Raw genomic sequence first — 21,797 nt, forward strand, 5'->3', positions numbered from 1 at the left:
TTCTTTTAGTTTGATAATAATTTTTCAAATAACCACTCATGCGCTTTATCCTTTTGTTCTTGGTAGCTAAAATGCCCTTCGTCTGGCATGATGTTCAAAGTTTTTGGAGCAGTTATTACATTATATGCTGAATACATTGAGGTTGGTGGACAAACAGCATCATTATAACCCCAACCGTAAAACCCTGGAGTTCTTAAAATTCGAGCAAAATTTACAATATCATAGTATTTAGAAGTTTCTATTCTGGCCGGCGTATTGTTTAGTGACGCATTTGTTTTATCAAATAAATGAGGCCATCCGCCAGCTCTTCCATGAAGGTAACCTGTTAAATCGCACAATGCAGGATAATAACTCACTAAATATTTTACTCTACTATCTAAAGCTGCTGTTACAATTGATAAAGCACCACCTTGACTTCCACCATATACCGCCAAATTTTCGCCGTCATATTTATCTAACGAACTAATAAAATCAACAGATCTTACACATCCTAAATACACACGTTTATAATAATAATGATCCTTGTTATCTAGATTTATATTCCAATAACCCCAAAGTGCACCATTCCATAAATCGCCATGTAAATTTGGTTCTTTACTTATTGTCGGAACGCCGTGAATACGAATTTCAAACGTAATAACGCCTTGCTTCACATGTTCATCCTGCACCATAAAATGTCCCCAAACACCAGCACCAGGAACTTTTAATACTGCTGGATATTTCCCTTCTTTTTTTGGAACACTCAAAACACCATAAACCTTAGCGTTGGAACGATAATTTCTGATATTTACATGGTAAACATCAATATCTCTATCGCTTAATTCGGGCACGAGTTCCATTTTAGGAAGCATAGGTATTTTTGCTGCTTCAGCTTTGGCATTATCCCAAAACTCAACAAAATCTTTGGGCATTGTAGTAGTTGGTTTGATCTTGTTGGCTTCAAATGCAGCAGTAGCTGTACCTGTATATGTTTGTCCATCTACTATTGCTGTAACAGCACACCTTAAAAAACCTGGTGTTTTCATTGTTCCGCCTTTGACTGTATATTTTCCTTCAGGTAGCGTAATAGTTTCAGATTGCCAAGGTTCCATTTTTTCGGGCATTACCTTATAAGCAATTTCAATATGCTTAACTGGATTGCCAAACTTCAAAACTGTAATATTAAAGTTTACATTTTCCCCTAATTTATAATTCCAGTCATCATGATCTGGTGCTACAATTACAGAAACAGGCTTATTTGAATATGCCCATTGCGCATTGACTGCAAATGTGCTTATGAAAAGAAGCGTTATTAACGAAATAAAATATTTAGTTCGACTAGAAGTTTTCATAACCTAAATTTATTGCCATAAATATTAATTTTCCTTACCCCAATTTTTATTTGGATTAGGCCCAAGAACAATCTCTAAATGGCCACCTTTTTGAAAATCATCGTGTAAAAACCAATACGTGTTTAACACTTTAGTATTCAATGAAGCACTTTGAATATACATGTTTTCGAGTGAATTATTTATCGTAGTAATTGTAAACTCTTTGCCTTTATAATACCTGTTATCTAACTCAATTTTTATTTCGTCAAATATAGGACTGGTTAATTCGTATCTAGGCTCTATGGCATTATTTCCTCTTAAACTAAATAACCCCATAGACATAAGGGCACTCACACCACTCATTTGTCCTTGGTCTTCGTCATGTCCGCCATAACCTTCATCTGGAGTGACACCCCCATAAGCTTGTTCATTGACTTTACGTACCCAATATTGAGTAAGCCAAGGTTTACCTGCATGATTAAATACGTGGGCATTTGAACATCCTGGTTGGTTAGCATAACTAATGTATCCATTGCTATACCCAAAAACAAAATCGTTAGGCTCCGCTTGCTCAAAAGCGTAGTTTAATTTTTCGGCAAGTTTGTCGTTACCTCCCATAATTTCTGAAAGCTTATCAATATCATGAGATACTTGCCATGTACCTTGCCATGCATTAGATTCTATCCAACCCTCTCCATTTAAAGGATCTGTATGCATCCAATTTCCTTTGGCATCTTTTGGGAGTACTAAACCTAATTCCTCATTAAATAATAAAGGCCAAGTTTTAGAACGCCTTAAGAATTCCTTATGATCTTTTTTCTTATTTAACTTTTTTGCCATTTGTGATAACGACCAATCTTGAAACGCCCATTCTAGTGTCTTACCTGCATTACCAGGACAGTAACCATTATCTATATAAAACTGAAGCTCTTCTGGATTATCTCCCATCATACCACCTGGCATATGATTTTGTTTAGTTAGTTTATAAGCATGTTTAGTATCCACTTTAGTCATCAAATCCTTCATCATCGTACTAGCAATTAAGTTACTTGCAGGCGTACCTGTCATAATATACGAATAGCCGCCAGCAATAGCCCCCCGAGGTAGTAAACCGCCATTATCTGCATACTGTACTAATGAGGCTGAAAAATCATCCATAATTTCTGGCCATGCGAGACCCCAAAGTATATTGAGGTTCCATTGCGATAGCCAAAGCGCATCAAAATTATACATATTGAATTTTGCCTTACCGTTAACCATTGGCAATTTTCTAACTTTTAAATCTACTACCGAAAAGTTATGATAACGATCTGTAGCTTGTGTATAATCTGGATAATCACCACTTACGTCATTAAGAATATGTCTACCTAATAAAACGTGCCATAAATCTGTATAGAATTTTGTTTGCTGATTATCTGAGCCTCCTTTAATTTTTATTTTTGAAAGTTTTTCGTTCCAAATAGCAATGGATTCATTTTTATATTTATTAAAATCCCAATGTATTGCTTCAGTTTGCATATTTTTTCTAGCATTATCAACAGAAGTATATGAGATGGCTACTTTCATTTGAATTTGGTCTCCAGCTTTTACATCGTATTTTGCCGAAACACCTGTTGTTGGTGCATTCCAATAACTTTGTGTGATTATTCCTGGAAAAACAATGGAATCACGACGTGTCATTTTCGAGATGCCTTTTAAGGCTGAAATGTTACTTAACTTTTCTTTTTCATTCCATCCGTCAAAAGACTTAAATGCTTTATCAAATTTTATTACAAAAAATATTTTAACTTTTTCTGGTCCGCCCCAAAATCGTCCTGCAGAATCAAAAGAACCTTCAAATTCTGTATCGCTTACTTTTTTAACATCTGCATTAATCATGGTCGAATTTCCTAAATAACCGCCCAAATTTGTTAAAATGTTAGCTTCATCATCCTTGGTATATCTAAAACGATATAATGCTGTTCTTTTTGTACTGGTTAATTCTGTCCAAACGTGATGATCTTTTAAATACAAACGCTGATATCCTGGCATTGCAATTTCATCATCGTGACTAAATTCAGATTTCCATGCTTGCGCACCTTTTGATGGATTTATGTCTCCTAAAGTTGGCATAATTTGAATTCCAGATAGGCACCAACCATGCACATTCCCAAAACCTAAAACCTCTGTGGAGTTATAATTATAACCACCACCATATTGATTTTTATTTCGTGTTACTGGTGCAGCAGCCACCATTCCCATTGGTCTTGCTCCTGGTGTAAAAAAGAAATATCTACCTTTAGCTGATTCAATGAATGGATTAACTTTTGAAACATAATCTGTGGTACTTTCTATTGAAGGGAATACTTCAATTTCAGATAAACCCAAATTAAATCCTTCGCCGTCTGTAACTACAAAACGCACCCATTTTACTTTTCTTTTTGAAAAGCAAATCGCTTTTGGAGCGCCATTATTTGGAATGGTAGTAACAGTAATTTCACTTCCATCGCTAAATTTTAGTTTTCCACCGGCAGTATGCTCGTTGTAACTTGGACGATCATATAACACGATTTTATTAATGGATTGCGGCGTGTCCCATTCTAATTGTATCCACGGTAATCTAGTCTCTCCCCATGCGCGCTTAAAACCCTCACAAGCCCATTCGCCTTGATTATCTATTCTAATAACACCATCATTTACATTATTCGCAGGGAAATTTGATTCTGAAGTAGAAACAGTAACTTTTGCTTTTGGAGCAATGTTATGAGGTGTAGCGTTTAATAGTTGAATACTGAATGCTATTATTATAACACTCAATATTCTTTCTATTTTCAATTTATTTTTGCTGTTATTTCCTCTATTTAATATTGAATTGGTTTTTACCATTTTTAATAGCCCGTATTTTGGTCCAGATTAGGATTTAAATCTCTTTCTCTTTGTGGTATTGGGAATAAATTATGTTTTGGTTCGGCAACTGGCAAACCTGGTTTTGCACTATTTACTTTTTCGGCAAGTTTACCATAGCGAACTAAATCAAACCAACGCTGACCTTCCCAAACAAATTCTTTTCTTCTTTCTAAGAGAATAGCATCTTTAAAATCCTCATAACCCATTGCTGTTAAATCTGGCAATGCTCCTGCATCCATTCTAGATCTGGCTCTTACTCTATTAATAGCATCTAAAGCTGGCTGTGTAGATCCATTGTTAATTTCATTTAAAGCCTCTGCATACATTAAAAGTACATCCGCGTATCGAATAAGTTGTAAATCGTTTGCAGTACCATTTACATCGAACTCATTTACTTGATCCCAGTATTTAACAACTCTAGGTCCTCCAAAATCAATAGTTTCTCCATTAATAATATCTTCTGTCATAAAAGTTACTTCCTTTCTACGATCGTTATCATCAAAAGCATTATATAAGTTAAGTGTTGGCTGCTCTCTTCCACCAGCATTTGGACGACCACCATAAACACTTGGTAATGTTCTAAAAACTAAATGACCTCCTTCCCATAAGGTTGAAAACACTTCAGATCCTTCGAAAAAACTAATTGCAAATAACACTTCCTTACCATTGTTATTTGGGATTAGAAATACGTCGCCAAAATCATCCCAAAGATCGAATTGACCACCAGATTGTATTCCAATTTCTTCTAACTTCGTTTTTGCTAATTGATAATTTTCGCTTCCTCCTTGTTGTAATGCTGCTTTTGCGATATATGCTTTTGCAGAATAGGATGTTGGTCGTCCATTATCTACTCCTACTTGTGCATCTGGTAATGATGTTTCTGCAATCGTAAAATCTAAGAAAATTTGTGTGTATACATCTGCTTTTGTACTTCTTGGCAAATAGGCACTTGATTCAAAGGTTGTTGTTGGTTCCAATTGTAAAGGGACTTCTCCAAAAAAACGAACCAACTCAAAATACAATAAACCTCTCATAAAATGGGCTTCACCTAAAAGAGCATCTTTTATATCATCATTCATATCGATATTTGGAATATTTAAAATCGCCAAATTAGCAGCGTTTATTCCCAAATAGATATTAGACCACATTTGCAGAACGATTGCATTATCCGGACCATGAGCCATAACAGAAATTTGATTAAACCCATCGCCTAAATTTAAACTTGTTACTCCTTCGTCTGAAGCTAGTGCATTAACAGTCCAATAATTAGTAAAGTAAATGCCATTGGCATTTAGAGCTCCATCAAAAGTAGCACCTAAATGTCCATAAATACCATTAATTGCAAGTCTTGCATCTTCTTCTGTTTGATAGAAAGTATCTTCTGTAAAAAATGTTTTTACCTTTTCATCTAAAAGACTTTCACAACCCCATACTAGCGTTATGGCTACTAGAGGTAAAATCATTTTTTTTAAATTATATATTTTCATAATACAAAGATTTTTTATTAAAAGTTTACATTAAAACCTAACAAGTAAGATTTAGATAAAGGGTAACCTCCAAAATCAGCTCCTGCGCTTAACGCGTTGTTTTGCCCTCCCCAACTTACCTCTGGATCGACTCCAGTGTAATTTGTGAAATTATATAGGTTCTTACCCGTTACATAAACTTTTACTTTGTTTATTTTAAGCTTAGATAAAAATTGAGATGAGATTGTATAAGCCAACGTCACCGACTTTAATCTCAAATAAGATCCGTCCTCAATATAAATATCTGAAAATCTATTTGTTCTAACACCAGTACTAGCTCTTGTATATGTATTGCTTGGATTTGTTGGCGTCCACCTGTTTGAAAACGCCTCTAATAACACATTGTTCCTTCCGTTTAAATCTTCTAAATTAACTCTGTTAAAATTAGCAATTTCGTTACCTGCAACTCCCTGCATGAATATGTTAAGATCGAATCCTTTCCAACTGAAGTTATTGTTAAATCCGAAAGTATATTCAGGAATTGGATTACCAATGAATTTTCTATCATTTTCAGCATCTAAAACTCCATCTCCGTTTAAATCTTTATATTTTCTTTCCCCCGGAATTACAACACCTCCATCTGTAGCAAATAATGGTGTGTTTGCAGGTGTATCCTCTAATTGCATAATACCATCTGAAACATATCCGTAAAATGCTCCTATTTCTCCACCTTCGACCAATTTCTGCCAACCAGTTATGCCAAGTATATTTCCTCCTGTGGGAATATCGTCTAGACCGCCTAAGTCTAAAATTTCATTTTTGTTGTATGCTGCGGTAATATTTGTATCCCATTTGAAATTTTCGGTATTAATATTACTTGTATTTATTGCCAACTCAACGCCTTGGTTTCTTACGCTACCAGCATTAACGATTGTAGTAATTGACCCAGTTTGTGAAGGAATCTGTAGCCCCAATAAAAGGTCGTTGGTATCTTTACGATAAACATCGGCAGTAATGTTTATATTATCATTAAGAAGTCTTACATCTATACCAGCATTAAATTGCTCAGTTCTTTCCCATTTTAAATCTGTGTTAGCGGGAGAGATAGGGTAAATCCCTACTGCTAAATTGTCATTAAAATAACCATATGTCGTTCCGAATCTAGATTGAGCTGAATAAGCAGGAATAGTTTCATTACCAATGACACCATAACCCAATCTGAATTTTAGATAAACATTGGAATTTTTCATAAAATCTTCATCTGATACATTCCAAGCGAAAGCTGCTGCTGGAAAAAAACCAAATTTATTTCCTGGACCAAATTTAGACGACCCATCGATCCTTCCTGTCAAGGTAAAAATATATTTGTCTTTAAACGCGTAATTTACACGTCCAAAGTAAGACAGTAATCGTGATTCGATTAAACTTGTTCCTGCTCCTTGGCTTTCACTATCATTAAGGCTATTTCCACCAAAGTTTTCTGTAAAGAAATCTTGACCTAATGCATTTAACTCTTCTGATTTAAAATCCTGAATTGAAGTACCAACTAATGCATTTACGCTATGGATGTCATTATATGTATTTATATAATTTAAAGTAGCTTCTGCCAATAGGTTATTAGAGACTCTTTTAGCCTCTGAACCAAATGCGGATCCTTCGTTACCGAAATCTAATGCTGCTGTTCTAAACAATGATTCTTCTTGAATATTAAAATCTGCACCTAGATTTCCTTTCAATGTTAATTTTGGCACTAACTCCCATTTAATTGAAAGGTTTTCTAGAAGCCTTGTAGCTCTACCACGGCTATCTAATAATTTTTGATAAGCTACTGGGCTTGCAAAATTTTCAATTTGTTCATTAGTATTGCTAATTTCATTTATAAAATCGCCATTATCATCCACCCTAAAATTTCCTTTAGTATATTTTCCTTCAGAATCGAAAACCGGTAATAAAGGGTTAAATAGATAAGCACCGGTGACCGCACTACTAACTCCTAAACCTCCATCTGTATTTGTCCTGGCTGTATTATAGTCGCTTCTGTTAACACTAAATGAATTTTCAATACTTAATTTTTCCGAAGCTTTAAAATCCAAATTCACTCTTAAGTTATAACGTTTAAAATTGGTTTCTATAATAGTCCCTTCTTGATCCATATACGATGTAGAAATAGCATACCTTACATTATCATTCCCCCCTTTAATTGAAAGGTCATGATTTTTTATAACTGCTGTTCTGAAAATTTCATCTTGCCAATCTGTTCCATTTCCAAAACCATTTGGGTCTGTATATCGCCTTGGTTGCCCACCATTGTATTCAGCTTCGTTCACATAATAAGCAAATTGAGAGCCATTCAAAACATCTAATTTTTTTGCCACTTCATTAAACGATACATAGGTATCATAATTAATTTGTGCCTTACCATTTACACCTCTTTTTGTTGTAATGATAATAACTCCGTTAGCCCCTCTCGATCCGTAAATCGCAGTAGCTGATGCATCTTTTAGTACATCAATAGATTGGATATCTGATGGACTTAATGTTGATAGAGCATTTAAATTAGGCCCTTCTGCTACGCTTCCTACTGAAACTACATCACTATTATTATCTACTGGGAATCCATCGATGACATATAATGGCTCATTTCCAGCATTAATTGAACTACTACCTCTAATTCTTATAGAAGTTGCAGCACCAGGTTGTCCAGAGGTTTGAGTTAGTAATAAGCCCGATACTCTACCTTGCATAAACTCATCTGCTGTAGTAGCTTTAACGGCCTCTATATCGACAGCTTTTATGGAAGAAACAGATCCAGTTAAATCTTTTCTTTTGGAACTGCCGTAGCCAATAAGCACAATTTCATCTAATCTCGATATGTCTTCTACTAATTGTACATCTATGGTAGTTTTAGACCCAACTGCAATTTCTTGATTTTGATAGCCTTGATAAGTAAACACTAAAATATCTGCGCTACTTGATACATTAATTGTATATCTTCCATCAAAGTCAGTTGTAGTACCTACATTTCCATTTTTAAAAAAAATATTTGTTCCAGGTAACGGTTGCCCATCTCCCTTCGCAGTTACTGTGCCAGAAACCTGCGTTTGTGCAAATGTCCATACATTGCACAGCAATGCAAATAATATGGAAACACTTATTGTTTTTAGTTTCATAAAGTTGGTTTTTTGATTGTTATTCGCAATTATCTGTTAGTAGGAAATCTTCATTTGTATTTGGATCTTGAATTACTATATCCCCCGCAGTATTTCTAAATGTAAACGACATGTCTGTAATCACTGCACTTGGAGATACACTAAAAAATGAATTAGGCCATATAGTTATATCCCATAAGTCATTACCAAGATTAGCCATTGTATTGATAGCGGCTGTTCCACAATTCTCTACCGCAACCCCATCAACCATAGCTTTACCACAAAAATAAACTTGGCTTGCACCAAACAAACCAGTATCTCCTTTTGATGCATCAAAATTTATTTTTATAATATCTTTTACCGTAAACGAGATTGGTTCGTATGTTACTGGGTAAGGCAGTGGCCCACAAAGATCGATAAGCGGATTTGCACCTCCAGAAACTTCCATGCATGGTGTAAAGAAAGATCCTATATCTCCAGCGGACACATACCCTGATGCTGCTGCAGCGTAACCAAGTTGTGTGTTTATATTTTCATTTCCGACGGTTAATGTTAATTGAACTTGTCCAGAAAACCCAACCCCGTTAACTCCAGTTACTTGTTCATTAGAAACAAATGCCACCCATTCAACTTCTCCATAATTTTCTCCAATTCCTAAAACAGCTTCAAAAGTATCGGCATGAGTTCCAGTATCTAGACTAAAGGTTCCGTTACCATTATCTGAAGTAAATGTAGCACTAGCGTTTGATGCTACATTCCAAGATACAGGAACTAACACACCAAATACAACATTATGAGAGGCGTCTTCTGCTGGGGCGACATTAACATCAACGGTAATGCTTATAGTTTCGCCTACAGTAGCCGATGTTGGCTGGTTAACACTAGGTATTGTAACACACATGGTAACCAGTAGCAAAAACCCAAACAAAAGTATAATTGACAAAAATCTGTATTTTGTTATTTTTTTAAATATATTTTTCATTTTGATTTCGTTTAGTTCTTTTTAAATGAATATACATATGTATTATCGGCACATCCTAACTGAAATTGCACTTTTAAACTATTTCCTTTTGATAAAAGTGGTATTTCAGCTAAACTAACTTCAACCATATTTCCTCCTCCATCCGTGAAATTTAACTTTGTAGGGTATGTTAAATCATCAAAAGTCCATGAGCCACTAGAAAAATCTATTCCAAAAGGAATACTTGTGTGTGGTATTGAAAAAGTAGATGGGTTAACACCATCATAATTCAGATCTAATGAAAACGATTGAAAATTTAATCTATTTGTAATATCTAAACCATTTTGAGTAACATTATCAATTATCCAACTGCCATTAATATCGACATTGAATTCTATAAATCCATCAGGATTTAATCTTATATCATCTTCACAACTTGAAAATACAAGTGAGAGACAACAAATCAGTATAAAAATTTTCTTCATAGTATGTAAATGTTTATATGTTTATACATAGTATAACATGGTTCTAAAAAAATATTGATTAATTCGCGATAATATTATGGTATATAAAAGTTACCTTCTAAGCTCAACTGAATAAATAAATTTCTCAGCCTTATAATATCCTATATTATATTCAAGAGCTGATTTCCCTCTATCAAATACAACGCGTTCACGTTTCAATACTGGATCACCTATTTTAATATTTAACTTTTTAGAAAGTTTTTCATTTGCTATAATCGCAGTAATCTCCTCTTTAGACATGTCTGCATAATAACCACACTCATTTTCAATAAGGTCGTATAGAGGAATAGAGTAATCGTAACTTTTTTTCAGCAAAACTTTGGGGTGGAAATAAGAAATAAAATAGACTTTAGATTCATCTTTAACCCCCCTAACACGAGAGAGTCTATACACCTTAGAATCTAAATCGATTCCTAATTTATTGCTTACATTTTTATCGGCCTTTACTTTTTTCAAATTAAACTCATAATTAACTAAAGTCTTACCTTGCTCCAACATTTCTTTACTAAAGCTAGACCAGCTATCAAGCTTGGTAACAACCATGTCTTTATTTACACGTGTACCAATTCCTTTTTTTCTAATAATTAGGTTTTTTTCAGACAATCTATTACTTGCTTGCCTTATAGTGCTTCTTGAAACACCGAGTGTATTTGCAAGTGAAACTTCTTTGGGGAGCAGTTTGCCATCAACATAATCTGGCAATTTTATAATGTCCATTAACAATTCTTCAACTTGAATATGCAAAGGAATAACACTATCGTGATTAACCTTTTTTAGTAAGTCTTGAATGTTGCTATGTCCATACATATAAACAAATATAATAAAACATATGGATATTACAAACCATCCGAGTTTATTTTTCAATCAAATCAATGACCTATTCTAAAATCATTTCCAGCGGCACCCAAATAAATCTTGGTCTATAAAAGCTTACGTCTTCATGGATACTAGGTACATTAAAACTATTAACACAATACGAAACCAACAACCTATTATCTTGAATATATTGCGGATGTGCCATGGCATTATAGGTAAAAATTTCATCTTCAGAGTTTTCCTGTTCTGTAGCATGATACAAATGCTTTTCATTATACCATGGTCCTGTTGGGGTATCTGAAATATACGAATAAATATTCCCTGTAAAAAGACCACGTTCCTGCATTACAAAAGCATATTTATCACTATGTTTAAATACAGAAAACTGCTCTGGTGTAAGCTTATTAATTCCTTTTAAAGGCTGTGTGTCTTTTGGATTTTCTGACCAACTTTCGCCATTAAAAAACTCAAAACGAGTTAGTTTATTGGTAGCATCGTTCATTTGTGCTCTAGCAACGTGTAAATTTGCATTGGCCTTATCATGCCATGTTCCATAAATATAGGTGTAATCGCCATCTTTTAAAATTGAATGACCGTAATGGACACCATTAATATTTGAATACGGGAAATTCTCTCTTGAAATAATATTATAAGTGTCTTTTTCTAATTTAAGATAATCTGTCCCTATGTATTTAAAATTCCAACCTCCATCAACAGGGTCAATATGAACAAATCTAGACATGAAAATATGCAATTCATTTTTATACTCATATCCATGCCCTGGCCAATAAAATTCATGGTTTCCATTATCTTGATTGGGTACTAACATCGTTTCTGGATCGTTAAAATCTCCTTTAAAAATAGCTTTAGATTCCTTTTTGTTTTTATCTAAAACAATAAATGTGTTGTTTATCATTTTACAATCAGGATTTCGTTTACCATGTTCAACCTTTGCTAAAAAAGAATCTCCCATCATAAATACCGATGAACCGTTAGATAATGGAAAAGAAATAACTCCGTCTGCTCCCGTAACACCTAAGTTATCTGGTATAATTAGCTTACTGAAAATAGTGTCTTTTTCAACGTTTCTGTCTAATTCTATATGGTTAGATTTAGATTTTTTATTTTCTTTTTTACAAGAAGAAAACCCTAAACATAGTACTAAAAAAAATCTTAAATATAACTTCATAACTAAATGTTTTAATAAATTGAAGGTGACTTAATCGGTTTTGTTTTAAAATCTAAAATCAAGTCTTTTGATGGATTTCTCCAAACTCTGCATAATGGCTCTTCACTTCTTGAAAACCCCGGTTTTTTAAAATTTTCATTTGTTGAATAATAGACTTCATTTGTTACGTTATTTTTAAAAACGTATAAATTCACAACTGATGGAGAGAATTTTGCCCACCATTTTCTTTCTCCTTTTAAAGAACCTTCCCATATGCCCTTAAATGTAGAGTTTTCCTTAGCCCAAGTACCCTTTAATTTTCCAGCACTAACGGTTGCTTTTAAATTATAAACACCTTCGCTATGATTTAATTTTGCATAAAGCGTATCGTTTATAATTCTGCATTTTATAATATTAAAATGCAACTTATTTGTAGCTACTTTTAATTCCTTGTTTTCAGACACTATCTTTAAATTAAATGCATTATCAAAATGTTCATAATGGATTTTGGATTCCCATGTTCCTAAAAATGGTTCTTGATTATTTTTTCTTGGGGGTAAAGCAAAAAACGCTGGCTTATTACTTGTTCTATTTAATGTTAACTCATTTTTATTAAAATAAACAGGCACTAAACCTTCAACTTTTCTATTAGAAGCCATGGCGAAAAAAGGAATTTCGTCAATCTGTGAAACATCGATTGGCTCTTTAAAAAATTCTTTTAATTGATATGTGTTTCCTGATTTATAAACAGGAGCTGGCAAATAAGTCTGCTCATTTTCCAAAGATAATTTATACATTATCTGGTTATAATCATAGTAAGGTACTTTTTCTTCATCACTAAAAAATTTAGTGAATGTGCCTTCGAAAAACACAGTCTTTCCGTTGTCTTTATCTAAAAAAGGATGCTGCGTTGGGTTATATAAAAAACTCAAATGTTCCGCTATTTTTTTAGCGTAAACCCATGGTCCCAAAGGCGTATCGGCTTCAGAATACCAGGTATCTGTAGCACCGGTTATTAGTACCCATTTTTTTCTGTAATCGTTATAAAATATTGAGCCTCTCCCAAAATACGGTTTGTTAGCAGTTTCAACATCTTCTAAATGAATCCATGCTTCAGAAATTTCTATTTTCCCTGATTTTATTAATTGATTCTGTCGCTCTAAATTTATATAATCGGTATTCTTTTTCCAGCTGTAATTAAGACTTCCATCTTTTTTTCTATCTAATTGAATAGTCTCTAAATCAAAGGATGTTCCTTCCTTTAAACATGTAAATGTTTCGTACTTTTTTGGATCGGCTAAAGAATCTAAATGTGGAACTATACGCTGAAAATTAAATTCATTGGTCAAATAAACATAGGATTTATTTTCAACTTTAGCTTTAAAAGGATGTTCGCAACGATGAAAATCTGGCATCCACTTTTCAACTTCTTTATAACGCTCAAAAATATTTTTATCATCATTAAATACGGCAATACCGCGCTCATAATTTAAAAAGAAGGAATTAACATTAGCATATTTTACAACCAATTGCTCGTCACCCTTTTCGTCCTTTATATTTAGCAACCAGTCGAACCAAACGTAACCAGGATTCTCTAAATTAATCATTGATTTTGATTCTCCTATTTCATTTTCAAAATACAGATAATTCATTCCTAATTCAGGATCTAACCCTCCATTTTTAGGAAAAGGTGTAGTTGCTGCCGCAACAGAAAAATTACCATGATATTCTGGAGGCAAAAAGCTATCGCCCCAAACCCAAAAAACCTCATCTTTATAAATAGTGGCTAAGTTAGAGTCTTGCCCCAAAACCTTTCCATTTAATAAAGGTTTTTCAAGTGGGATGTCTTCTTCTAACAAATAACTGTCTTTATAAATACCCAACCCTGTACTACGATACAACCTTTCTGCAACATTTGTTCTTGTCATCTTTACAATAGCACTATCTCCAGGTTTACAATGCATTGAAACCGCTCTTTTGCCGTCCTTTCCCATGGCATATTGGTAGCCTTCACATTTAATCTCAAAATAAACGGTTTCGTTCATTAACCCAGGCTCATTAAAGGCAATAAGCCCATTGCTATCTGTATAATATTTTTGTTGACTTAGGGGTATAAAACCAACCATTGGAATTCCCCGCCCTGTTTCATCATCAATAACCTTAATTTTAAAAAAAAATCTTTAGATGAATTATTATCCACACAACTTTGATTTGAGACAAATACGAACAAAATCATCAATAAGGCAACGATATTTCTAACAAAAAAAGGCTTGTAAATCATATTCATAATGAATAATATAAGATAAATATATATATAAACATTTGATAAAAAAATTATTTGTTCATATGTTCGTATATAAAGCTGTTTTATGTATTTGTTCATCCTAAATTGAACTTTTGGGGTTAAAAATTAAGAGCGTGTTTTACAAAGCTAATTAATGAATTAGAAATGTAGTAGCTTAAATCTCTTAATTAATTGCCCCTTTTTAGTTGCTAGTCCAGTTGAGCTATTCACGTTAAAAAGAACTCAAGAGCATTTAGTTTTAAAACTTTTATACTAAAATGAAAATAAACTATTTCATGAAAAATTAAGGGTGAAGGAAATAGGTTCACTAATAACTTTTCTAAAAGAAACATGATACTAATTTATGCCCACAACTTTATTTTTAATTGTGCAAAGCAATAAAAATTATGTCGCTTTTAAAAAATTTGGCATTGCATCTGTAATTTTGTGCTTTATCTGTATGAAGTTTCTTTTTTAGAAAAAATAGCAACAGATAAAATTATCAATCCTAAAACAATAAAAGGAAGACTCAATAGCTGTCCCATATTCAAAGACATTTGGTTCTCGAATGACACTTGATTTTCTTTAAAAACCTCATGAAAAATTCTAATTGAAAATAAAATCACCATAAACAATCCTAATAAAAATCCTGGTTGAAGCTTTTCTTTTTTTCGGTACCAGATCCAATAAAATAAAATAAAAATTAAAAGATTAGTAAATGATTCATACAATTGCACAGGATGCCGTACAACACCCACAGCTTCAAAACTAAGATAGAAGGCCTTATTTGTTCTTATAAACTTATACCCCAAATCAGATCCTTTAGGATTAATAACGTGTGAAGACTGTCCCTCTCTAGTGGGCATCATTTTTAAAAGTAAGCGATCAACTCCCGCCCGTATTCTCTGTTCATAATATTTTTGGTTTTTAAACTGTATCATTATATCTAATACAGGATAACCAGGCGACAAAAAACGTTCAGTTTTATTATACGTTGCAGCCTCTACAAATGGCAAGGTTTGCTTTAGTTTATCGGTAAAAGGATTTAATTGAATTACACCATAATTTGAAGCAGTTGGCTTACCTATAATTTCAGAATTTACAAAATTCCCGAAACGGATAAAAACCGCTCCAAGAGCTATAACTATGACCATTCTATCCAATACTTGAAGATAGGTGTTACCATGCTTCAATTTGTCCCTAATTTGTATTTTAAACCCTTTTATTTTAAGGGCATAAGAATAAAAAGACATAGAAAAAAGAACACCAAATGCCGTACCATGACTAGATAATCCACCTTTCCAAAATTTAAATAACTCGAAAAAATCAGAATAAAGAAGATTTGTTTGATAAAACAGTACATGCCCCATTCGTGCTCCTATTAAAGTGCCAATGACCATGAATATTAATTGTATATCTATGGATGGATGAAATTTTTGTTCCTTTTTATAAATATAAAAAATGATGAACCTTCCAGTAAAAAAACCAAGAGCAAAAAGAATTGAATACCATTTTAACTTAAAACCATCTATTTGAAAAATATAAATATTGGGTTCCCAAAAAAAATAATTTAAAAAAAAAAGTAAACTAAAAATCATAAACTCTATTTAATAAGTTTTCCTTAAACCCTTTTTCATCAAATACAATTATAAAAGTTTTATTTGAATTAATCATTAAGAATCCAAAAAGATAAACAATCTGTAATTTGAGATTTTAGGATATAACACTAAATATTAAGCTTATTTCCTTCTGAGCGTTTTTGGCTTATAATTTTCAAAAACAATAACTTAATTTTCTATTAAATTTATGACTTGGTTCGTTAATAGGTCAATCAAATTTATCAGATTGTAAAAAGCTTAAAAGGGATTAGTTCTTTTTCTGCATATTAAAAAAAGTTGTTGTCTGATGGAAGTATTATTCTATCAGGTGATTTAATTAGTAAATCGATTTAAAGCTTTTTTCCTTAAATTATGTCCTTTAATAATTTAAAACAAAATTATCTTTATCAAGGTAAAATTTGAAATTTACAAAGACAAAAGAAGGAGGGTTTAAATTTGGATTAAACGCAAGTAATGTTCAAAACATCCTTACAAATGAAGATATTCGGCTAAATCTGGTTATACTAATGGTATTAAGCCTTTAGAAAAAATTGAACTGATGATTCCAGACATCAAAGATTATAATCTAATAGTGGAAGCCCTTAGTTTAAAAGCTAGTAATTGAAACTAGTGAAATGTATTCATCTAAACGTGCCTTGGAAAATGGAATTAGTTCTTTAAAGAACAATGCATCTGGTGCAAGTGCTAATGTTTTGGACTTGATTCATGATTTGTGTTACCTATGTGTTACCCCAAATAAAAAAGCCAACTTTAAAAAGTCGGCTTTCCTTTACAGTACGGGCGGGGAGACTCGAACTCCCACACATTGCTGCACTAGATCCTAAGTCTAGCGTGTCTACCAATTCCACCACGCCCGCTAAAGGACTGCAAATATAAACAAGATTTTTAAATTGCAAACTTCAAACCATTAAAAACATTCTTTTTTTATACTTTTGAAAATAACTATACAAATACGACATGAATAATATTCAATCTTATATTTCAGAACACAAAGACCGGTTTTTGAATGAACTAATCGAACTACTGAAAATACCGTCTATTAGTGCCGATTCCGCATACAAATCAGATGTTTTAAAAACTGCTGAATCTGTAAAAACAAGTTTAAAAAGTGCCGGATGCGACACTGTAGAAATTTGCGAAACCGCAGGCTACCCAATTATATATGGCGAAAAAATAATCGATAAAAACTTGCCTACTATTTTAGTATATGGCCATTACGATGTGCAACCGCCAGACCCATTAGATTTATGGCATTCACCGCCATTTGACCCCGTGATTAAAAAAACAGAACTTCATCCCGATGGGGCCATTTTCGCTCGAGGTGCCTGTGACGATAAAGGACAGATGTATATGCACGTGAAGGCATTGGAATTCATGACATCTACCAATCAGTTACCTTGCAATGTGAAATTCATGATTGAAGGTGAAGAAGAAATAGGCAGCTCAAACTTGGCCATTTTTGTAAAAAACAATCGGGAGAAATTAAAAAATGATGTGATATTAATTTCAGATACCGGCATGATTGCAAAAGATGTCCCGTCCATAACTACCGGATTGCGTGGACTTAGTTATGTTGAAGTTGAAGTCACTGGTCCTAACAGAGATTTGCATTCCGGATTGTATGGCGGTGCGGTCGCAAACCCTATTAACGTTTTAACAAAATTGATTGCCTCACTTCACGATGAAAACAATCATATCACCATACCAGGGTTTTATGACAAGGTGGAAGAATTATCTAAAGGAGAGCGCAAAGAAATGGCAAAAGCACCTTTCAATTTAGAACACTACAAAAAAGCCTTGGATATTGATGCGGTTTACGGAGAAGCCTGCTATACCACGAATGAACGTAATTCCATTCGTCCAACACTGGATGTCAATGGCATCTGGGGAGGCTACACCGGCGAAGGCGCCAAAACGGTCATTGCCAGTAAAGCCTATGCTAAAATATCGATGCGCTTGGTACCAAATCAAGATTGGAAAGATATTACGGAGCTTTTTAAAACGCATTTCGAAAGTATTGCACCAAAAGGGGTAACCGTAAAAGTATCACCACATCACGGGGGTCAAGGTTATGTCACACCCATAGATAGTTTAGGGTATAAAGCCGCCTCGAAAGCCTATCAAGACACCTTTGGAAAGACCCCTATTCCACAGCGTAGTGGTGGCAGTATTCCTATCGTGTCCCTTTTTGAGCAAGAATTAAAAAGCAAGACCATTTTAATGGGCTTCGGTTTAGATAGCGACGCCATTCATTCGCCAAATGAACATTTTGGTGTGTTCAATTATTTAAAAGGTATTGAAACCATTCCTTTATTCTATAAATATTTTACCGAGTTATCAAAATAATTTGGGCGTTACCACCTTCTGCTATAATGCGCAGAAGGTGGTCGGGCTTTCCGTTTCAATCTTTTTGCTCGTGCCTCACAAAAAGGATTTCCACTACAATCCCTAACGCAAAGGGCATACTACATAACAGTCCATGAAAAACCAACACAGCAACCACTTACTTCTATTAGCCTTAGCAACCCTATTGATTAGTACCTCTGGTGCCTTAGGGAAATTTATAGATTTACCTACACCTGTTATTATATGGCTGCGTTGTGCCTTGGGCGCTTTATTTCTGTTTATATTTTGTTACTTTAAAAAGTTCAATATTAAGATAAACGCCAAAAAAGATATTCCAACCATTATTTTAAGCGCCCTACTTTTGGGCGCGCATTGGATATCCTATTTCTATGCGTTGAAACTATCTAATGTGGCCATAGGCATGTTATCGCTCTTTACCTTTCCGGTGATTACTGCCTTGTTAGAACCCCTATTTGGAAAATCTAAATTAGATCCTATTCATATTGTATTAGGCGTCATCGTACTCATTGGTATTTATATTTTGGCACCAGAATTCAATTTCGAAAGTGATCATGTTAAAGGTATTTTATTTGGATTGTTTTCTGCCATTTGTTATGCCTTACGTAATCTTATTTTAAAACAACATGTGCAACGCTATAATGGTACAGTCCTTATGATGCATCAAATCATGATTTTAAGTGTGATACTGCTTCCCGTTATGTTTTTAATGGACACAGGTAATATAAAATCGCAACTCCCGTATGTCATTATATTGGCCTTGGTTACCACAGCCATAGGGCACTCCTTATTTATTCACAGTTTAAAATATTTCACGGTGAGCACGGCCAGTATTATTGGTAGCGCACAACCCGTCTTCGGGATTATTATAGCCTTTATATTCTTAAACGAAATTCCCACTAGCAATACCTTTATTGGAGGTGCTTTAATTCTAGCTACCGTTGTTATTGAGAGTGTACGGTCAAAAAAGGCTCGTTCTTAATATTTCAAAAAAAAATCATCCTCTACACTTGTAGAATACAAATATTTGTTCTACATTTGTAGAGAACATTCTAAATATTTAGAAACATGCAACTCTCAAAAACAGAGGAGGATTTAATGAATTATTTATGGAGGCTTGAAAAAGCCTTCATGAAAGACTTGCTAGATGCTTACCCGGAACCTAAACCAGCGACCACCACAGTAGCTACACTTTTAAAACGTATGACGGACAAAGGTTTTATAAATTATAAGTTGTTCGGAAAATCTAGGGAATATTATCCGTTAGTAAAAAAGAAAGATTATTTCTCTAAGCACGTCAACGGTTTAATTAAGAATTTCTTTAACGACAGTGCCTCACAATTTGCCTCTTTTTTTACTAAAGAAACCAATCTTACAAAAAAGGAATTGGAAGACTTAAAAGCTTTAATCGATAGCGAAATTAAAAATAAATAATCATGCTTTTAATCCTATTAAAATCCAGCGCTTGCTTAGCTATTTTTATGCTGTTTTATAAATGGTGTTTAGAGAAAACCAGTGCGCATACCTTTAAACGGTTCTACTTATTGGCAGTTATTTTGATATCGATCAGTATTCCCTTTATTACATTTACCGATTACGTTGATGCCGAAACAACTGCGGTTTCAGCCGTGTCTCAATTCAATAGTTCAGAGTCTGTTAACATTTCTGAAATCACATTAATTCAAGAGTATTTACCGATGCTTTTATGGCATATTTATGTGTTAGGCGTCCTATTATTTTCAGTCAGGTTTTTTAAGAATTTAAATGCGTTAATTCAAAAAATAAAGGCGAATCCTAAATTAAAAAATGAAAATTTCATCAATGTGCTATTACAGGATTTAATACATCCGCATACCTTCTTCAATTACATATTCTTAAACAAAACCAAGTATGAATCTAATCAAATTCAACCTGAGGTTTTATTGCACGAGCAAACCCACGCCAAACAAAAACACGCTTTGGATATCCTGTTTATTGAACTTATACAAATCCTGTTTTGGTTCAATCCGCTACTTCATTTTATTAAAAAAGACATCAAACTAAATCATGAGTTTTTAGCAGATCAGGCGGTTATCGATCATGGTTTTAACACTCAAAATTATCAACACTTGTTATTAACGTTCTCATCAAACGCATCTCATTCATCTTTGGCAAATGCCATCAATTATTCATTAATCAAAAAACGATTTACAGTTATGAAAACACAAACCTCAAAAACAACACTTAGGCTCCGAAGCCTTATTATGCTGCCCTTATTGGCTATTTTAATTTACAGTTTTAGCACTAAAGAAACAAAATATGTTGCCCCCAATATTTTTATTGAAAGTGAAGCTCCACAAGAATTACGTCCTCAAGAAGGGTTGAATAATAATCCTGACCATATTAAAAATAAACTGCAAAACACGAGTTCAATCAAAATAAAACACGCTAAAAGCCAACAAAGAGCCACGCCAAAACAAATCTCAGAATACAATACACTTGCAAAAAAATATAATGCACAGTCTGAAGACAGGCGCATCATAAAACTAAAGGATTTAAATCGCTTAGAATACCTTTACAGATTAATGAGTAAAGATCAAAAAGCGAAAGCAGAACCTTTCCCAAATTGCCCACCGCCGCCTCCTGCTCCAAAAGCACCCGAAGCAAGTAAGGTGAGGCCACCAAAAGCTCCAGAGCCACCAAAACCGCCTAAAACCGGTTTTATTGAAATAGAAGGCAAAGATTATTTTTATTCAACTAATAATGGGGAAACCAAATACTATACCCGACAGGGCATAGAAGTAGATAAAAAGGGTAATAAGTTATCAACTAAACAATCAGATGGCAGTAAGGTGGTAGACAACCAAAGAATTACAAAAGTGTTTAAAAACAATAAAGTAGTCAGTGAGTTTAAAAAAAATTGGGATGATGAAAAAATCAACGACATCCCCACACCGCCTGAGCCAAAATCACCTCTGGATTATGTGATTGACATGTCTAAAAAAGGAGCTACCTTTTATTACAATGGCAAAAAAGTATCATCTGATAAAGCCATTGCTCTAATGAAGGCAGATAAAGACCTTAATATTTCGTCAAAAACAAATAATGGCACTCGTGTTGTAAAAATTCAAACAGAACCTATTTCATTTTAAATGTGCCTTAATATACTTCAGACCTGTCAGGTTTTAAAACCCTAACAGGTCTTTTTTTGTTTAAATGTGTAACAAATCAGCAACTTTAACGTTCTAATAACCAATCAATCAAAAAACAA

At 33.7% G+C, this 21,797-nt stretch carries 15 protein-coding genes and 1 tRNA gene; 5 read left to right on the forward strand and 11 right to left on the reverse strand.

Translation table 11 applies throughout. From position 1 onward, the window contains the following. Window positions 1-5: 5 nt before the first annotated feature. The 10 genes from FAF07_RS10660 to FAF07_RS10705 all read right to left on the reverse strand — a co-directional run bounded on the left by FAF07_RS10660 (window position 6) and on the right by FAF07_RS10705 (window position 16,162). On the reverse strand, window positions 6-1,331 hold the full coding sequence (locus FAF07_RS10660; protein WP_142785095.1) for an acetylxylan esterase: 1,326 nt from the start codon (window positions 1,329-1,331) through the stop codon (window positions 6-8). Window positions 1,332-1,355: 24 nt separating this feature from the next. Next, window positions 1,356-4,175, reverse strand: a complete 2,820-nt coding sequence (locus tag FAF07_RS10665) for a GH92 family glycosyl hydrolase (RefSeq protein WP_185956424.1) — start codon at window positions 4,173-4,175, stop codon at window positions 1,356-1,358. A gap of 2 nt (window positions 4,176-4,177) precedes the next feature. Further along, entirely contained in the window at window positions 4,178-5,683 is a 1,506-nt protein-coding gene (locus FAF07_RS10670) for a RagB/SusD family nutrient uptake outer membrane protein (protein WP_142785096.1), read from the reverse strand. Between the two features lie 17 nt (window positions 5,684-5,700). Then, window positions 5,701-8,832: a SusC/RagA family TonB-linked outer membrane protein gene (locus tag FAF07_RS10675; RefSeq protein WP_142785097.1), complete on the reverse strand. Its 3,132-nt coding sequence runs from the start codon at window positions 8,830-8,832 to the stop codon at window positions 5,701-5,703. Between the two features lie 19 nt (window positions 8,833-8,851). Then, on the reverse strand, window positions 8,852-9,793 hold the full coding sequence (locus tag FAF07_RS10680; protein ID WP_142785098.1) for a DUF4961 domain-containing protein: 942 nt from the start codon (window positions 9,791-9,793) through the stop codon (window positions 8,852-8,854). Between the two features lie 11 nt (window positions 9,794-9,804). Next, window positions 9,805-10,257, reverse strand: a complete 453-nt coding sequence (locus FAF07_RS10685; RefSeq protein ID WP_142785099.1) for a DUF5004 domain-containing protein — start codon at window positions 10,255-10,257, stop codon at window positions 9,805-9,807. A gap of 90 nt (window positions 10,258-10,347) precedes the next feature. Further along, window positions 10,348-11,103 carry a GntR family transcriptional regulator gene (locus FAF07_RS10690; RefSeq protein ID WP_142785100.1) on the reverse strand — a complete coding sequence of 252 codons (756 nt, stop codon included), beginning with the start codon at window positions 11,101-11,103 and terminating at the stop codon, window positions 10,348-10,350. A gap of 70 nt (window positions 11,104-11,173) precedes the next feature. Continuing rightward, complete coding sequence (locus tag FAF07_RS10695; protein ID WP_142785101.1) at window positions 11,174-12,301, reverse strand: DUF4185 domain-containing protein; 1,128 nt, start codon at window positions 12,299-12,301, stop codon at window positions 11,174-11,176. 11 nt (window positions 12,302-12,312) lie between these two features. Continuing rightward, a complete protein-coding gene (locus tag FAF07_RS10700) occupies window positions 12,313-14,325 on the reverse strand; it encodes a hypothetical protein (RefSeq protein WP_142785102.1) in 2,013 nt (670 codons plus the stop codon). A gap of 691 nt (window positions 14,326-15,016) precedes the next feature. Beyond that, window positions 15,017-16,162, reverse strand: a complete 1,146-nt coding sequence (locus FAF07_RS10705; protein ID WP_142785103.1) for a prolipoprotein diacylglyceryl transferase — start codon at window positions 16,160-16,162, stop codon at window positions 15,017-15,019. 635 nt (window positions 16,163-16,797) lie between these two features. Here FAF07_RS10705 and FAF07_RS19085 point away from each other — a divergent pair. Next, on the forward strand, window positions 16,798-17,007 hold the full coding sequence (locus FAF07_RS19085) for a DUF1508 domain-containing protein (RefSeq protein ID WP_142786597.1): 210 nt from the start codon (window positions 16,798-16,800) through the stop codon (window positions 17,005-17,007). Here the strand turns inward: FAF07_RS19085 and FAF07_RS10715 are convergent. After that, window positions 16,959-17,040, reverse strand: a tRNA-Leu gene (locus tag FAF07_RS10715). The two genes, FAF07_RS19085 and FAF07_RS10715, sit on opposite strands and share 49 nt — an antisense overlap. A gap of 100 nt (window positions 17,041-17,140) precedes the next feature. On the opposite strand from FAF07_RS10715, the gene FAF07_RS10720 reads away from it, so the two are divergent. The 4 genes from FAF07_RS10720 (at window position 17,141) to FAF07_RS10735 (ending at window position 21,678) form a co-directional block, all read left to right on the forward strand. Further along, entirely contained in the window at window positions 17,141-18,529 is a 1,389-nt protein-coding gene (locus tag FAF07_RS10720; RefSeq protein WP_142785104.1) for a dipeptidase, read from the forward strand. A 133-nt stretch (window positions 18,530-18,662) separates the two neighbouring features. Beyond that, on the forward strand, window positions 18,663-19,529 hold the full coding sequence (locus FAF07_RS10725; RefSeq protein WP_142785105.1) for a DMT family transporter: 867 nt from the start codon (window positions 18,663-18,665) through the stop codon (window positions 19,527-19,529). Between the two features lie 86 nt (window positions 19,530-19,615). Then, window positions 19,616-19,981: a BlaI/MecI/CopY family transcriptional regulator gene (locus tag FAF07_RS10730; protein ID WP_142785106.1), complete on the forward strand. Its 366-nt coding sequence runs from the start codon at window positions 19,616-19,618 to the stop codon at window positions 19,979-19,981. A 2-nt stretch (window positions 19,982-19,983) separates the two neighbouring features. Further along, window positions 19,984-21,678, forward strand: a complete 1,695-nt coding sequence (locus tag FAF07_RS10735; RefSeq protein ID WP_142785107.1) for a M56 family metallopeptidase — start codon at window positions 19,984-19,986, stop codon at window positions 21,676-21,678. Window positions 21,679-21,797: the final 119 nt, after the last annotated feature.

The organism is Changchengzhania lutea, from assembly GCF_006974145.1.
Classification (GTDB): domain Bacteria; phylum Bacteroidota; class Bacteroidia; order Flavobacteriales; family Flavobacteriaceae; genus Changchengzhania; species Changchengzhania lutea.

Excerpts from the sequence above, each read along its gene's own strand:
- FAF07_RS10735 (WP_142785107.1), top strand. The coding sequence starts at position 19,984 with ATGCTTTTAATCCTATTAAAATCCAGCGCTTGCTTAGCTATTTTTATG.
- FAF07_RS10670 (WP_142785096.1), bottom strand. The coding sequence starts at position 5,683 with ATGAAAATATATAATTTAAAAAAAATGATTTTACCTCTAGTAGCCATA.
- FAF07_RS10695 (WP_142785101.1), bottom strand. The coding sequence starts at position 12,301 with ATGAAGTTATATTTAAGATTTTTTTTAGTACTATGTTTAGGGTTTTCT.
- FAF07_RS10685 (WP_142785099.1), bottom strand. The coding sequence starts at position 10,257 with ATGAAGAAAATTTTTATACTGATTTGTTGTCTCTCACTTGTATTTTCA.
- FAF07_RS10700 (WP_142785102.1), bottom strand. The coding sequence starts at position 14,325 with ATGAACGAAACCGTTTATTTTGAGATTAAATGTGAAGGCTACCAATAT.
- FAF07_RS10705 (WP_142785103.1), bottom strand. The coding sequence starts at position 16,162 with ATGATTTTTAGTTTACTTTTTTTTTTAAATTATTTTTTTTGGGAACCC.
- FAF07_RS10720 (WP_142785104.1), top strand. The coding sequence starts at position 17,141 with ATGAATAATATTCAATCTTATATTTCAGAACACAAAGACCGGTTTTTG.
- FAF07_RS10675 (WP_142785097.1), bottom strand. The coding sequence starts at position 8,832 with ATGAAACTAAAAACAATAAGTGTTTCCATATTATTTGCATTGCTGTGC.
- FAF07_RS10730 (WP_142785106.1), top strand. The coding sequence starts at position 19,616 with ATGCAACTCTCAAAAACAGAGGAGGATTTAATGAATTATTTATGGAGG.
- FAF07_RS10690 (WP_142785100.1), bottom strand. The coding sequence starts at position 11,103 with ATGTATGGACATAGCAACATTCAAGACTTACTAAAAAAGGTTAATCAC.
- FAF07_RS10660 (WP_142785095.1), bottom strand. The coding sequence starts at position 1,331 with ATGAAAACTTCTAGTCGAACTAAATATTTTATTTCGTTAATAACGCTT.
- FAF07_RS10725 (WP_142785105.1), top strand. The coding sequence starts at position 18,663 with ATGAAAAACCAACACAGCAACCACTTACTTCTATTAGCCTTAGCAACC.
- FAF07_RS10665 (WP_185956424.1), bottom strand. The coding sequence starts at position 4,175 with ATGGTAAAAACCAATTCAATATTAAATAGAGGAAATAACAGCAAAAAT.
- FAF07_RS10680 (WP_142785098.1), bottom strand. The coding sequence starts at position 9,793 with ATGAAAAATATATTTAAAAAAATAACAAAATACAGATTTTTGTCAATT.
- FAF07_RS19085 (WP_142786597.1), top strand. The coding sequence starts at position 16,798 with ATGTATTCATCTAAACGTGCCTTGGAAAATGGAATTAGTTCTTTAAAG.